This is a genomic window from Acidovorax sp. DMC1, from assembly GCF_056314325.1.
In genome coordinates, this window is record NZ_JBQUYO010000007.1 from 262,969 (window position 1) to 277,430 (window position 14,462).

The window sequence follows — 14,462 nt, forward strand, 5'->3', positions numbered from 1 at the left end:
AAAGTCAACGGATGTAAAGCGGCGCCATCGCGCAGGCTCAGGCGGCGGATGCGCGCTGCAGGCGGTCGCGCACGCCTTCCCAATCGGGGCTGGCGGGCGGGGTCTCGATCCAGATCAGCTTCACGCCTTCGTCGTCAAAACTGCGCAGCACGGCGAAGAGCTGCTGTGCCGTGGCCGCTGCGTCATCGGGCATGCGCCGCATGACCAGCTTGGACGACTGGGTGCGCAAGGCGGCGCGGGCGTAGACCGCGATGTGGGCCGCGTCGGCCCCCAGCACATCCAGGCTTGTCTGCAGCGCCTTGGCATCCATCAGCCGCACTTTGGCGCTGGGCGCGTAGTGGGCTTCCAGCGTGCCCGAGGCGCGGGGCGTGGCCGTGGGCAGGTCTTCCTTGGACAGGGGGGCGATGCCGCAGGCCGCTGCAATCTGAGCCCGGGTGATGGCGCCGGGCCGCAGCAGCACTGGCACACCGCGCGTGCAGTCCACGATGGTGCTTTCAATGCCCACGTCGCAGGGCCCGCCGTCCAGCACCAGCAGGTCGTCGCCCAGCTCGTCCTGCACGTGCTGGGCGGTGGTGGGGCTCACGCGGCCAAAACGATTGGCGCTGGGGGCCGCCACGCCCCAGACGGGCGGGCCACCGGCTTCGTCGCCATCGCTGGGGGCCGCGCAGGCCAGCAGCAGGGCGTGGGCTACGGGGTGTGCGGGGCAGCGCAGCCCCACGCTGTCCTGCCCGCCGGTGGCGGCGGTGGCCACGCCAGGAAGGCGCGGCAGGATGAGCGTGAGCGGGCCGGGCCAGAAGGCATCGACCAGCTTTTGCGCAAAGTCGGGCACTCGGCTGGCGAAGTGCGCAATGCCCTCGGCATTGGCCACATGCACGATCAGCGGGTGGTCGCTGGGCCGCCCCTTGGCGGCAAAGATCTGCGCCACGGCGGTATCACTGCTGGCATCGGCCGCGAGGCCATACACCGTTTCGGTGGGCAGGCCGAGCAGGGCGCCGCTGCGCACCGCGCGTGCCGCGGCGGCGATGGCCTGGGGGTCGTTGCCGTCAAGGATCATGGAAACAGCCCGGCTCAGAAGGGCTCGATGCCCAGCAGCGCTGCGGCCTGCAGGGCCGTGGCGCGCGCCGCCTCAGGGGAGGCGGCGGTGATGTTCAGGTGCCCCATCTTGCGGCCGCGCTTGGCGTCGCGCTTGCCGTACAGGTGCAGGTGGGTGCCGGGCAGGGCCAATACCTGGGCCCAGGGCGGGGTCTGCGCCGCCTCGCCGTGGGCAAACCACAAGTCGCCCAGCAGGTTCAGCATGACGGCGGCGCTGTGCTGGCGCGGCTGCGTCAGCGGCAGGCGGGCCATGGTGCGCACCTGCAACTCGAACTGCGACACGTCGCAGGCGTTCTGGCTGTAGTGGCCGCTGTTGTGCGGGCGCGGGGCGATCTCGTTGACCACGAGGCTGCCGTCCTGCAGCACGAAGAACTCCACGCACAGCACGCCCACGTACTGTAGGCCTTCTGCTACAGATTTCGCAGCATTCACCGCTTGATCCACTAGCGCTTGCGGCAGATTTCCTTCATAAACCTCGGTCACGGCAAGGATGCCGTCGCGGTGCAGGTTGCGCTGCACGGGCAGGTGCACCATCGCCCCATCGGCACCGCGCGCGACGATCACGGAGCATTCCAGCTGCAGCGGCAGCATCTTCTCCAGCACGCAAGGCACCTTGCCGACAGACTCCCACGCGGCGGCCAGCTCGGCGGGCGTCTTCACGCGCACCTGGCCCTTGCCGTCGTAGCCCATGCGGGCGGTCTTGAGGATGCCGGGCAACAGGCTAGGGGCCACAGCCGCCAGTTGTTCTGCCGTTTCGATCACCGCATACGGTGCACAAGGCACGCCGCAGGCCACAAAGTGCGCCTTCTCGCGCGCACGGTCTTGCGCTACCGACACGGCGCTGGCGGCGGGCGACACGGGGCGTTGCGTGGCCAGGGCGGCCAGTGCAGCGGCGGGTACGTTCTCGAACTCGGTGGTTACCGCATCCGACAGGCGGGCCAGCTCGGCCAGGCCCTGCGGGTCTTCGTAGCCCGTCTGGATGTGGTGGTGGCTCACCAACCCGGCGGGACTGGTCGGGTCGGCATCAAGCACGGCCGTAAAGTAGCCCATGGCCTGCGCCTGGTGCACGAACATGCGGCCCAACTGGCCGCCGCCCAGCACGCCCAGGGTTGCACCAGGGAGCAAAGGCTTCAGGTCACTGGCGGTCATGCGGCGGGCGGCAGGGTCATGTTGCGGGCCACTTCCGTCTGCTCGGCGCGGAAGGCTTCCAGGCGCTGGCGCAGTTCGGGGCTCTCGTTGGCCAGCAGGGCCACGGCAAACAGGGCCGCGTTGGCCGCACCAGCGGTGCCGATGGCAAACGTCGCCACCGGGATGCCCTTGGGCATTTGCACAATGCTGTGCAGCGAGTCCACACCCTGCAGGTGGCGGCTGGCCACGGGCACGCCCAGCACGGGCACAGGGGTCTTGGCAGCAATCATGCCGGGCAGGTGGGCGGCGCCGCCGGCCCCGGCGATGATGGCCTTCAGCCCCCGGCTGGCGGCGGCCTCGGCGTAGGCAAACATGTCATCGGGCATGCGGTGTGCCGACACCACGCGGGCCTCGTGCGCGATGCCGAACTGTTCAAGGATTTGCACTGCATGCTGCATGGTGTCCCAGTCGCTGCTGGAACCCATGACCACGCCGATCTGGATGGGTTTCATGGTGTGGAGGGTGCTGGCGGGCAGGCTTTGTCTGCCCAGCCGCTGTAGGTGGAACCCGCGATTTTACTTTTTGCGCCCCCCTCGCAGGTGTGGGGCTGTTTCGATGGGCCAAAATAGCGCGGAAACCGCTCCACTCTAAGCCCCACACATCATGATTGACGTCACCGTAGAGAACTTTGAAGCCGAGGTGGTTGCCGCCTCGATGAATGTGCCCGTGCTGGTGGACTTCTGGGCGCCCTGGTGTGGCCCCTGCAAGTCCCTGGGGCCGGTGCTGGAGAAACTGGAGACGGAATACGCGGGCCGCTTCAAGCTCGCCAAGATCGACTCCGACCAGGAGCAGCAGCTGGCGGGCATGTTCGGCATCCGCAGCATCCCCACCTGTGTGCTGTTGATGAATGGCCAGCCTGTAGACGGATTCATGGGCGCCTTGCCGGAAGGCCAGGTGCGTGCCTTCCTCGACAAGCATGTACCCACCGCCGAAGAAATGGTGGCCGAGGCCGAGGAAGAAGAGGCGCAGGAAGCCCTGGCAGAAGGCGACACCGGCACTGCGCTGGAGAAACTGCAGCATGCCGTTGTGACCGACCCCGCCAACGATGACGCGCGCTTTGACTACGTCAAGCTGCTGCTGCAGCTAGGGCGCGAGGACGATGCGAAGGTGGCGTTTGCGCCCGTGATCGCCAAGGCCGCCATGTCGCGCAAGCTGGGCGCCCTCAAGGCCTGGATGGATGCTCTGGATTTTGTAGCGTCTGGCGCATACGACGCAGCCGCTGAGGCCGGATTTGAAGCAAAAATCGCGGCCAATAAGCGGGATTTCGACACCCGCTATGCCCGCGCCCGCTGGCTCATCACCCAGCAGCGCTGGACCGACGCCATGGACGAGCTGCTCGAAATCCTCATGCGCGACAAGGCCTGGAGCGAAGAGATCGCCCGCAAGACCTATGTTGCCATCCTCGAACTGATCGAGGCCCCCAAGCCCAAGGTCGCCGAGGGCCAGATCCCGCCCGAAGACCCGGTGGTGGCCACGTACCGCCGACGGTTATCCAGTGTGGTGCTGAGCTGAGGGCCCATCCCCCCAAAGAAAAAGGCCCGTTAGGGGCCTTTTCTTTCGTGAACCGACGTGGGTGATGGCTCTAATCAGCTTGTCAGCCGCTCCAGCGCCTCGCGGTACTTTGCGGCTGTCTTCTCGATCACTGCCTGGGGCAGGCGGGGCGAGGGCGCTGTCTTGTCCCAGGGCTTGCCGTTGACCTGGGCCTGCTCCAGCCAATCCCGCACAAACTGCTTGTCGTAGCTAGGGGGGTTCTCGCCCTTGGCCAGGGCTTCGGCATAACCTTCCACCGGCCAGTAGCGGGAGCTGTCGGGCGTGAGCACTTCGTCCATCAGCACCAGCGTGCCGTCAGGGGCCAGGCCGAACTCAAATTTGGTGTCGGCAATGATCATGCCCTTGGCCAGGGCGATCTCGGCCGCCGCCTTGTAGATGGCAATACTCAGGTCGCGGATGCGCGTGGCGAGCTGAAGGCCAATCATCTCCACCGTGCGCTCGAACGTGATGTTTTCATCGTGCTCGCCCATGGCGGCCTTGGCGGCGGGCGTGTAGATGGGCTCGTGCAGCTTGGCGGCGTTGGTAAGGCCTTCGGGCAGGGGCACGCCGCAGACCGAGCGAGACTCCTGATACTCCTTCCAGCCGCTGCCGGCCAGGTAGCCGCGCACCACGGCTTCGACCGGGATGGGCTGCAGGCGCTTCACGAGCATCGAGCGGCCACGGATCTGGGGGGCTTCTTCGGGGCTCACCACGCTCTCGGGGGCGTCGCCGGTGAGGTGGTTGGGGCAGATGTGGCCAAGCTTGTCGAACCAGAACAGGGCCATCTGGGTGAGCAGCTCGCCCTTGCCTGGAATGGGTTCGCCCATGATCACGTCGAAGGCCGACAGGCGGTCGCTGGCCACCATCAGGATGCGGTCGTCGCCCACGGCGTAGTTGTCGCGCACCTTGCCGCGTGCCAGCAGGGGCAGCGAAGTCAGGGCCGAAGTGTGCAGGGCGGTGGAGCTGGGCTGGGTCATGGTGTCGGTGTGGGCGGTGGGTGTCCGCTGCGGGCAATCCGAAGAACGTGGGGGGAGGTGCATGCGGCAGGCAGGGCCTAGGCGCAGCCGGTAGATTTTACGCGCCGGTCTGGAGCCCGGCGGTTTTCGCAGGCCCTCTGAGCAGCTGGTCACGCGCCCCACGCAGGCTTGCGGCACACTGGGCGGCCCTGAACCTGACCAGGCCTTGATGGCCGCTTGCTGTGTCTTCTTCCACCCCTGAGCTTTCTCCCCGCCGTGAACTGTGGCTGCTGCTGACGCTGGCCGGCATCCAGTTCACACACATCCTGGACTTCATGATCATGATGCCGCTGGGCCCGCAGCTCACGCAGCTGTTTGCGATCACGGACGCGCAGTTTGGCTTGCTGGTGTCGGCCTACACGCTGTCGGCGGGGGCATCGGGCCTGCTGGCCTCCACCTACATCGACCGCTTTGGGCGTAAGCGGCTGCTGCTGGTGCTCTATGGCCTGTTCGGGCTGGCGACGCTGGCCTGCGGCCTTGCGCCTACCTATGGCACGCTGATGGTGGCGCGCATTCTTGCGGGCACTTTTGGCGGCGTGCTGTCTGCTCTGTCGCAGACCATCGTGGCGGACGTGGTGCCCTTTGAGCGGCGCGGGCGTGCCATGGGTATTGTGATGACGTCGTTTTCCGTCTCCACGGTGGCGGGCGTGCCCCTGGGGCTGATTCTGGCGCAGTACGGGGGCTGGCACCTGCCGTTCATCGGCATTGCCGCCATGGTGGGGGTGTTGGCTGTGCAGGCGGCCCGCACGTTGCCGACCATGACGGGGCATGTTCAGGCCGCCAGCGGGCGGTCAGTGCTGGGCGGTATCCGGCAGGTGCTTGCGGATGGCAACCACCGGTGGGCGTTCCTGTTCTCGGCGTTGCTGATGTTTACGGGTTTTACCGTCATCCCTTACATCACCATCTACATGCAGACCAATGCGGGAGTGCGCGCCGATCAGGTGCCGCTGGTGTACCTGTGCGGCGGGGTGGTGACCTTGTTCACGGCGCGCCTGTTCGGACGCATGACCGACCGGCATGGCAAGGTGCCCACCTTCCGGTGGCTGGCCCTCGCTGGGCTGCCGTGCATTCTGGGCATCACGCTGGTGCAGGGCTTGCCGTTGTGGGGAGTGTTGGTGGTGTCCACCCTGATGTTCACCTTTGTCAGTGGCCGCATGATTCCTGGCATGGCCATCATCGCCTCGGCGGCGCATGCGCCCTTGCGGGGAACCTTCATGACGCTGAACGCATCGGTGCAATCGGCGGCGATGGGGGTGGCGTCTTTTGTGGGCGGGGTCCTCATCAGCCGCGATGCGCAGGGGCTGGTGCAGAACTACTGGGTGGCGGCGCTGGTGGGCATCAGTGCCAGCCTGCTGTCGATGCTGGTGGTGGGGCGTCTCACGCTGCATGGCGCGACACCGTCGGCTCGGTGAAGAGGGACGCGCTTGCGCTCACGTTGGCCAGCCCATTCAATCCGCCCATTGTGCGCGCTTTTCGGGCGCTTGGCACCTTGCCGGGCATAACCCAGCGGCCTGCGGCGGTATGGGATTGCATTTCGGGGAGGGCGGGGGCATAGTGAACCCACGACGTCAACAACAGATGCATCCAAGTTCGCCGAGCCGCTCCTCTGATCCAGGACGGCGTTTTTCCACCGAGAGCCACAGGAGACTTATTTATGAACTTGACGATCAGCGGTCACCACCTCGAAGTTACTCCCGCCTTGCGCAACTACGTCACCACCAAGCTGGACCGGATCACCCGCCATTTTGACCAAGTTGTCGATGTCAAGGTACTGCTGACGGTAGAGAAGCAAAAGGAAAAGGAAAAGAGACAGCGAGCGGAATGCAACATCCACGTCAAGGGCAGCGACCTGTTTGCCGAAAGCTCCCACGCCGACCTGTATGCGGCCGTGGACGAACTGGTCGATAAGATGGACCGTCAGGTCGTGCGCCACAAGGACCGTTTGCAAGACCATCACCACGAAGCCGCCAAGCGCGAACTGCACGCTTGATGCGCCAGCCCTGAGCCTGGCACAGCAGCCGCCCCTACCCGGGCGGTTTTTTTGTTGCCTGACGCGCCGCGCTCAGGGTTTTCGCCAATATGTGCATAATTGTTACTCTTGACCATGAACCGACTCGCCTCCATCCTGCCCTCCGCTCAAGTGCTTGTGAGCGTGGACGCCACCAGCAAGAAGCGTGCTTTTGAAGAAGCGGGTCTGCTGTTCGAGAGCCAGCACGGCCTCTCCCGGGCGCTGATCACCGACAGTCTGTTTGCCCGTGAACGCCTGGGTTCCACCGGGCTCGGCCATGGCGTAGCCATTCCCCACGGACGCATCAAGGGCCTCAAGGCGCCGATGGCGGCCGTGTTCCAGCTGCTCAACCCCATCGGGTTCGATGCGCCGGACGAGCTGCCGGTGGGTCTGCTGATCTTTCTGCTGGTGCCCGAGGCGGCCACCCAGAAGCACCTGGAAATCCTGTCCGAAATCGCCGAGCTGCTCAGTGACTCGGCCTTGCGCGAGAAGCTTAAGGCCTGCACCGATGCCACGGAACTGCACGGCATGATTGCAGGCTGGCAGTCCACGCAGGCTGCCTGAGCCCTGGCACACACATCCCCTACACCGCCTTTGCACTGACTGAACCGCCGTGAAGCCCAATGTTGTCAGTGCCGACGTCCTTTTCGAAGAATTCCGTGGCCTGCTGAAGTGGGAGTGGGTGGCGGGCTTGGGGGCCTCCGAGCGCCGCTTTGACGAAGTGGCCGTGCGTTCCGCGCGTTCCGGCGCCGACTTGGTCGGCTACCTCAACTACATCCACCCCTACCGGGTCCAGATTCTGGGCGAGCGCGAGATTGCGTACTTGAGCAACGCCTCCCCCGACGATTGCAAGCGCCGCATTGCCCGCATCGTGACGCTGGAACCACCGGTGCTCGTGCTGGCCGACAACCAGACCGCACCCGATGCGCTGGTATCGATGTGCGAGCGCGCGCAGATACCTATGTTCTCCACGCACGAGTCGTCGGCGTTTGTCATCGACGTGCTGCGCGCTTACCTGTCCAAGCACTTTGCCGACCGCACCACCATGCACGGCGTGTTCATGGATATTCTGGGCCTGGGCGTGATGATCACCGGCGAGTCGGGCCTGGGCAAGAGCGAGCTGGGCCTGGAGCTGATCTCGCGCGGCAACGGCCTGGTGGCCGACGATGCGGTGGATCTGTTCCGCATCAACCAGACCACCATCGAGGGCAAGTGCCCCGAGTTGCTGCAGAACCTGCTGGAAGTGCGCGGCATCGGTCTGCTCGATATCCGCGCCATCTTTGGCGAGACGGCCGTGCGCCGCAAGATGCGCCTCAAGCTCATCGTGCACCTGGTGCGCAAGGAGACGCTGGAGCGCGACTACGAGCGTCTCCCCTACGAGCCGCTCACGCAGGACGTACTGGGCGTGCCAGTGCTCAAGGTGGTGATCCAGGTGGTCGCTGGCCGCAACATCGCCGTGCTGGTCGAGGCTGCCGTGCGCAACACCATCCTGCAGCTGCGCGGCATCGACACCTACCAAGAGTTTGTCGAACGCCATCGCCGCGCCATGGAGCGCGATACCGGCGGCTAGCGGCGCTCAGGCCGACGAAACTGGCGCGGCCCATGCCAAGGCTCCCGCGCAAGGGCCGCCCCGCCGCGCTGGGAGCGTCCCCCTCTTGGGGGAAGACGCCGAAGGCGGCTCAGGGGGATGTCATTTCTTCGCGCAGTCCGCGCACTGTCCGTACAGCGCCATCGTGTGGTCCTGCACCAGCCAGCCCTTGGCCTTGGCCACGGCATGCTGCCGCTTCTCGATCTCGGGGTCGTAAAACTCTTCCACCTTGCCACACGAAGTGCAGATGAAGTGGTCGTGGTGCTGCCCTTCATTGAGCTCGTACACCGCCTTGCCGCTTTCGAAGTTGCTGCGGATCAAGATGCCGGCCTGCTCGAACTGCGTGAGCACCCGGTACACGGTGGCCAGACCGATGTCCGACCGCTCCTCCAGCAGCACGCGGAACACGTCTTCGGCCGTCATGTGGCGCTGCGCGCCCTTCTGGAAAATCTCCAGAATCTTCAGGCGGGGCAGTGTGGCCTTGAGTCCCGTGCTTTTGAGTTCGTCGATATTGGTCATGGCTGGCTCTTTCGGGGGGCGGGCAACCGGCCCAGGGTCTGGAGGGGCTGCCGCTACAATGGGACGATCATATCCTTTGGCCTTTTACCCATGCCCGTCCAAGCCCGTTACAGCGCCCGTCTGGGCCTGGTTGTGTTGATCGGTGCCAGCATGGCCGCCCTGACCGGTTGCGGCAGTCTGGATGGCGCCAGCAGCCGCATCGCCAACATCGTCAAACCCTACCGGGTGGACGTGGTGCAGGGCAATTTCGTGTCCCGCGAACAGGTCGAAGCCCTGCAGCCCGGCATGAGCCGCCAGCAGGTGCGCGAGATTCTCGGGACGCCGCTGGTCACCAGCTTGTTCCATGCAGACCGCTGGGAGTACGTGTTCACGCTCAAACGCCCCGGCGAAGAGGTCCAGACCCGCAAGCTGACCGTGTTCTTCAAGGGTGATGCCCTGGAGCGCTCCGAAGGCGATGAAATGCCGACCGAGACCGAATTCGTCGCCACCCTGGGGGCGCGCGACAACGCCAAGGGCAAGGTGCCGGTGCTGGAGGCCACTCCGGAGCAACTGGCCAAATACCCGGTCAAGGAGCGCCCCGCGCCCGCAGCGGCCACGACCCCGGCATTGCCCGCCACCACCAGTTACCCGCCGCTCGAAGCGCCTGCGCGCTGACCCTTGCGGCCCTGGCAGTGAGCCCGGTGCGCTGGCTGCCCTTTCATTGAACAGGACCTTTTCATGACCGCGACTTCCTCGCCTGCGGCTCCCGCGGCATCTCCCCTTCGTGTAGCCGTTGCCGGGGCTTCGGGCCGCATGGGCCGCATGCTGATCGAAGCCATCCGCGCCAGCGACGACTGCGTGCTGGCTGGTGCGCTGGACGTCGCCGCCAGCCCCTCCGTTGGCTCTGACGCCACCGCCTTTCTAGGCTATGCCAGCGGCGTGGCCATCACGGCCGATGTGGCGGCAGGCCTCAAGAACGCCGAGGTGCTCATCGACTTCACCCGCCCCGAAGGCACGCTGGCCCACCTGGCCGTGTGCAGCCAGCTGGGCGTGAAGGCCGTCATCGGCACCACCGGCTTCACCGATGCGCAAAAGGCCGAACTCGACGCCTACGCACAGCGCACCGCCATCATGTTCTCGCCCAACATGAGCGTGGGCGTGAACGTCACGCTCAAGCTGCTGCAAATGGCCGCCAAGGCCATGGCCACGGGGTACGACATCGAAATCATCGAAGCCCACCACCGCCACAAGGTCGATGCACCCTCGGGCACTGCGCTCAAGATGGGCGAGGTGATTGCCGAAGCTCTGGGACGCGATCTCAAGGACTGTGCCGTGTACGCCCGCGAGGGTGTGACGGGCGAGCGCGACCCTTCCAGCATAGGCTTTGCGGCCATCCGGGGCGGCGACATCGTGGGTGACCACACCGTGCTGTTTGCCGGTATCGGCGAGCGCATCGAGATCACGCACAAGTCCTCCAGCCGCGCCACGTATGCGCAGGGCGCCTTGCGCGCCGTGCGTTTCCTGGCGGCCCACAAGACTGGCATGTTCGATATGTTCGACGTGCTGGGCTTGCACTGATCCGCCGACCCCATGGACGCGCTCCACTGGTGGCGCCAGGGCGATGCCGTCACTCAAAGTGCGGCACTGGTCTTGCTGGCCATGTCGGTGGCGAGCTGGGTGGTGATTGTGTGGAAGCTGCGGCTCATGCGGCGCGCCAGTGCCGACGTGGCCCGCTGCACGGCTGCGTTCTGGCAGGCGCCCTCGCTGGCCCTTGCGCAGCAGCGTTTGCAGTCTTTTGACCGGGATGCGCTAGTGCTTCCTTTGGTGGTTGCTGCAAATTCAATAGCAAATCACGACAACGTTACTCCGCCCACGCTGGCTACAGCCGGCAGCCTGTCACAGCGGCTCACCCGCGTGCTGCGCGACGCCCTGCACGATGTGCTGGGGCGCCTGCAGTTTGGTCAGGTGCTGCTGGCCACGGTGGGCTCCACGGCGCCGTTCGTAGGGCTGCTGGGGACTGTGTGGGGCATCTACCACGCGCTCACCGCCATGGCGGGCGCGGGGCAGATCACCATTGACCGCGTCTCCGGCCCTGTGGGCGAGGCCCTGGTCATGACGGCGGCCGGGCTGGCCGTGGCGATCCCGGCCGTGCTGGCCTATAACGTGTTTGGCCGCCTGCTCGGGCGCATTGAGGCTGACTTGGAAGGGTTTGCGCGCGACCTACGAGAACTGGTCATCGACACATCTGTCCCCGCCGATCCTCGGCCCTGAGCTTCAGAAAGCTTGACCGCGCCATGGCCTTCGGAAGACTCGAACGCACCGCCGGGCCTCAGCCCATGAGCGACATCAACATGACGCCGCTGGTGGACGTGATGCTGGTGCTGGTGGTGATCTTCATCCTCACGGCGCCGCTCCTGGCCAGCTCCATCCGGCTGGACCTGCCGCGCACCGAAGGCGCCACGCCCGGCACAGCGCCGCAATTCGTCACCCTGGTGGTCGATGCCTCGGGCCAGGCCTTTCTCGATGACCAACCCCTGTCGCAAACCGCGCTGGCCGAGCGCCTGCGCCGCATTGGCGCAGAGCGCCCCGACACCGAGGTGCAACTGCGCGCCGACGCAGCCGTGCCCTATGGCCGCGTGGTCGAAGTCATGGGCGCGGCCCACCTGGCCGGGCTGCAGCGCATCGGATTTGTGGCTGAACCCGCGGCGAACGCGGTGTCGCCTGCACCCCTCGCTCCGTCCCGCTGACGCGCCCGGACGGCTGGGCCGCCAGCGCGAGCCCCTGACCGCCTAAAATCCCTGCAGCGCGGCCCTGCGGCTGCACTCTTCTCTCACCCCCGAGCCCCCATGCAAGACAAATACTCTCCCCAAGACGTCGAACGCGCGGCGCACGACCACTGGACCGGCACCGACGCTTACCGCGTGACGGAAGACACGAGCAAGAAGAAGTTTTACGCCTGCTCCATGCTGCCCTACCCCAGCGGCAAGCTGCACATGGGCCACGTGCGCAACTACACCATCAACGACATGCTCACGCGCTATCTGCGCATGAACGGCTACAACGTGTTGATGCCCATGGGCTGGGACGCCTTCGGCCTGCCCGCCGAAAACGCGGCGCTGAAAAACGGCGTGCCACCGGCCAAGTGGACGTACGAAAACATCGCGTACATGAAAAAGCAGATGCAGGCCATGGGCCTGGCCATCGACTGGAGCCGCGAAGTCGCCACCTGCGACCCTGAGTACTACAAGTGGAACCAGTGGCTGTTCCTGAAGATGCTGGAAAAGGGCATCGCCTACCGCAAGACCCAGGTGGTGAACTGGGACCCGGTGGACCAGACCGTGCTGGCCAACGAGCAGGTGATTGACGGCAAGGGCTGGCGCACCGGTGCGGTGGTCGAGAAGCGTGAGATCCCCGGCTACTACCTCAAGATCACCGACTACGCCGAAGAGCTGCTGGGCTTTGTGACCGGCGACAAGCTGCCCGGCTGGCCCGAGCGCGTCAAGCTGATGCAGGAAAACTGGATCGGCAAGAGCGAAGGCGTGCGCTTTGCGTTCACGCACGACATCGCTGGCGAAGACGGCGCACTGATCGGCGATGGCAAGATGTACGTGTTCACCACGCGCGCCGACACCATCATGGGCGTGACCTTCTGCGCCGTGGCGCCCGAGCACCCGCTGGCCGCCCATGCCGCCAAGAGCAACCCGGCGCTGGCAGCCTTCATTGAAGAATGCAAGACCGGCGGTACCACAGAGGCTGAGCTGGCCACGCAAGAGAAGAAGGGCGTGCCCACAGGCCTGTACGTGACCCATCCGCTCACCGACGAAAAGGTGCAGGTGTGGGTCGGCAATTACGTGCTGATGGGCTATGGCGACGGCGCCGTGATGGGCGTGCCCGCGCACGACGAGCGCGACTTTGCGTTTGCACTGAAGTACGGCATCGAGATCAAGCAGGTGGTGCTGGTGGACGGCGAAACGTTCAACTACCACCAGTGGCAGGACTGGTACGGCGACAAGCAGCGCGGCGTGACCATCAACTCCGACAGCTTCAGCGGCCTGTCGTACAAGGAAGCCGTGAACGCCGTGGCCCATGCGCTGGAGCAAAAGGGCCTGGGTGAGAAGAAGACCACCTGGCGCCTGCGCGACTGGGGTGTGAGCCGCCAGCGCTACTGGGGCACACCGATTCCGATCATCCACTGCGACGAGCACGGCGCCGTGCCCGTGCCCGAAAAGGACTTGCCCGTGGTGCTGCCGCAAGACTGCATCCCCGACGGCTCGGGCAACCCGCTGCACAAGCACGAAGGCTTCCACGCGGGCGTGACTTGCCCCGTCTGCGGCAAGCCTGCCCGCCGCGAGACGGACACCATGGACACCTTCGTGGACAGCTCGTGGTACTTCATGCGGTACTGCGACCCGAAGAACGCCGACGCCATGGTGGCCGGCGGTGCGGATTACTGGATGCCGATGGACCAGTACATCGGCGGCATTGAACACGCCATCCTGCACCTGCTGTACGCCCGCTTCTGGACCAAGGTCATGCGCGACCTGGGCCTGGTCAAGGTCAATGAGCCCTTCACCAAGCTGCTCACGCAGGGCATGGTGCTCAACCACATCTACAGCCGTCGCACCGCCAAGGGTGGCAAGGACTACTTCTGGCCGCACGATGTGGAGCATGTGCTCGACGAAGGCGGCAAGATCATCGGCGCCAAGCTGAAGAACGAAGCCACCAGCGGCGACGGCATGCTGCCCGTGGGCACGCCCATCGATTACGAGGGCGTGGGCACCATGTCCAAGTCCAAGAACAACGGCGTGGACCCGCAGGACCTGATCGAGAAGTACGGCGCCGACACGGCCCGCCTGTACACGATGTTCACCGCCCCGCCCGAAGCCACGCTGGAATGGAACGACGCGGCGGTGGAGGGCAGCTACCGCTTCCTGCGCCGCGTCTGGAACTTCGGTCTCAAGCTCTCGGCGATCGACCGCGATGCCGCCATGGCCAGCGTCGCGGGCGCCAGCAGCCTGCAGGACGTGCAATTTGGCAAAGAGGCCAAGGCCCTGCGCCTGGAAATCCACAACGTGCTCAAGCAGGTGGATTACGACTACCAGCGCATGCAGTACAACACCGTGGTCTCCGGCGCGATGAAGATGATCAACGCGCTGGAGGACTTCAAGGCCACCGACTCGGCCGGTGCCCAGGTGGCGCTGATCGAAGGCTTTGGCATCCTGCTGCGTTGCCTCTACCCCGCCACGCCCCACATCGCCCACAGCCTGTGGACGGGGCTGGGCTACGCCGGTGCGCTGGGCGATCTGCTCGATGCGCCCTGGCCGCAGGTGGATGCTGGCGCCCTGGTGCAGGACGAGATCGAGCTCATGCTGCAGGTCAACGGCAAGCTGCGTGGCTCCATCCACGTGCCCGCCCAGGCCGACAAGGCCGAGATCGAACGCATTGCGCTGGCCAGCGAGGCCTTCGTGGCCCAGGCCGCCGGTGCGGCGCCCAAGCGCGTGATCGTGGTGCCGGGCCGTCTGGTGAACGTGGTGGTCTGACC

15 protein-coding genes are annotated in these 14,462 nt (G+C 65.7%); 10 read left to right on the top strand and 5 right to left on the bottom strand.

Features of this window, described 5'->3' with window-relative positions; genetic code table 11:
• Positions 1-37 precede the first annotated feature (37 nt).
• The 3 genes from ACT531_RS16070 to purE are packed head-to-tail and all read right to left on the bottom strand — an operon-like array spanning position 38 to position 2,732.
• On the bottom strand, positions 38-1,054 hold the full coding sequence (locus ACT531_RS16070) for an L-threonylcarbamoyladenylate synthase (protein ID WP_015016137.1): 1,017 nt from the start codon (positions 1,052-1,054) through the stop codon (positions 38-40).
• A 14-nt stretch (positions 1,055-1,068) separates the two neighbouring features.
• Positions 1,069-2,241 (bottom strand): 5-(carboxyamino)imidazole ribonucleotide synthase, encoded by a 1,173-nt coding sequence (locus tag ACT531_RS16075; RefSeq protein ID WP_476018054.1) that lies wholly within the window; start codon positions 2,239-2,241, stop codon positions 1,069-1,071.
• Positions 2,238-2,732 carry a 5-(carboxyamino)imidazole ribonucleotide mutase gene (gene purE / locus ACT531_RS16080; RefSeq protein WP_015016135.1) on the bottom strand — a complete coding sequence of 165 codons (495 nt, stop codon included), beginning with the start codon at positions 2,730-2,732 and terminating at the stop codon, positions 2,238-2,240. Before purE ends, ACT531_RS16075 begins: the two co-directional genes overlap by 4 nt.
• A gap of 151 nt (positions 2,733-2,883) precedes the next feature.
• Between purE and trxA the strand changes: the two genes are divergently transcribed.
• Positions 2,884-3,792, top strand: coding sequence for a thioredoxin (trxA, locus tag ACT531_RS16085; protein ID WP_476018055.1), 909 nt, complete (start codon positions 2,884-2,886; stop codon positions 3,790-3,792).
• 74 nt (positions 3,793-3,866) lie between these two features.
• On the opposite strand, the gene ACT531_RS16090 is transcribed toward trxA, so the two are convergent.
• Positions 3,867-4,787, bottom strand: a complete 921-nt coding sequence (locus ACT531_RS16090; protein ID WP_476018056.1) for a phosphoribosylaminoimidazolesuccinocarboxamide synthase — start codon at positions 4,785-4,787, stop codon at positions 3,867-3,869.
• 221 nt (positions 4,788-5,008) lie between these two features.
• On the opposite strand from ACT531_RS16090, the gene ACT531_RS16095 reads away from it, so the two are divergent.
• From ACT531_RS16095 to hprK, 4 genes are all read left to right on the top strand, one after another.
• Positions 5,009-6,238, top strand: a complete 1,230-nt coding sequence (locus tag ACT531_RS16095) for an MFS transporter (RefSeq protein WP_209816938.1) — start codon at positions 5,009-5,011, stop codon at positions 6,236-6,238.
• 242 nt (positions 6,239-6,480) lie between these two features.
• Positions 6,481-6,816, top strand: a complete 336-nt coding sequence (gene hpf, locus ACT531_RS16100) for a ribosome hibernation-promoting factor, HPF/YfiA family (protein WP_015016131.1) — start codon at positions 6,481-6,483, stop codon at positions 6,814-6,816.
• 114 nt (positions 6,817-6,930) lie between these two features.
• On the top strand, positions 6,931-7,398 hold the full coding sequence (locus tag ACT531_RS16105) for a PTS sugar transporter subunit IIA (RefSeq protein ID WP_015016130.1): 468 nt from the start codon (positions 6,931-6,933) through the stop codon (positions 7,396-7,398).
• A 49-nt stretch (positions 7,399-7,447) separates the two neighbouring features.
• Positions 7,448-8,404 (top strand): HPr(Ser) kinase/phosphatase, encoded by a 957-nt coding sequence (gene hprK / locus ACT531_RS16110; protein ID WP_015016129.1) that lies wholly within the window; start codon positions 7,448-7,450, stop codon positions 8,402-8,404.
• A gap of 120 nt (positions 8,405-8,524) precedes the next feature.
• Here the strand turns inward: hprK and fur are convergent, their stop codons facing one another.
• Entirely contained in the window at positions 8,525-8,941 is a 417-nt protein-coding gene (gene fur / locus ACT531_RS16115) for a ferric iron uptake transcriptional regulator (protein ID WP_056068069.1), read from the bottom strand.
• 90 nt (positions 8,942-9,031) lie between these two features.
• Here fur and ACT531_RS16120 point away from each other — a divergent pair, with 90 nt between their 5' ends.
• The 5 genes from ACT531_RS16120 to leuS all read left to right on the top strand — a co-directional run bounded on the left by ACT531_RS16120 (position 9,032) and on the right by leuS (position 14,460).
• Positions 9,032-9,595, top strand: a complete 564-nt coding sequence (locus ACT531_RS16120) for an outer membrane protein assembly factor BamE (RefSeq protein ID WP_291441932.1) — start codon at positions 9,032-9,034, stop codon at positions 9,593-9,595.
• A gap of 63 nt (positions 9,596-9,658) precedes the next feature.
• Positions 9,659-10,498: a 4-hydroxy-tetrahydrodipicolinate reductase gene (gene dapB, locus ACT531_RS16125; RefSeq protein WP_476018057.1), complete on the top strand. Its 840-nt coding sequence runs from the start codon at positions 9,659-9,661 to the stop codon at positions 10,496-10,498.
• A gap of 12 nt (positions 10,499-10,510) precedes the next feature.
• On the top strand, positions 10,511-11,191 hold the full coding sequence (locus ACT531_RS16130) for a MotA/TolQ/ExbB proton channel family protein (protein ID WP_476018058.1): 681 nt from the start codon (positions 10,511-10,513) through the stop codon (positions 11,189-11,191).
• A gap of 23 nt (positions 11,192-11,214) precedes the next feature.
• On the top strand, positions 11,215-11,667 hold the full coding sequence (locus tag ACT531_RS16135; protein ID WP_476018059.1) for an ExbD/TolR family protein: 453 nt from the start codon (positions 11,215-11,217) through the stop codon (positions 11,665-11,667).
• Between the two features lie 99 nt (positions 11,668-11,766).
• On the top strand, positions 11,767-14,460 hold the full coding sequence (gene leuS, locus ACT531_RS16140) for a leucine--tRNA ligase (protein WP_476018060.1): 2,694 nt from the start codon (positions 11,767-11,769) through the stop codon (positions 14,458-14,460).
• Positions 14,461-14,462: the final 2 nt, after the last annotated feature.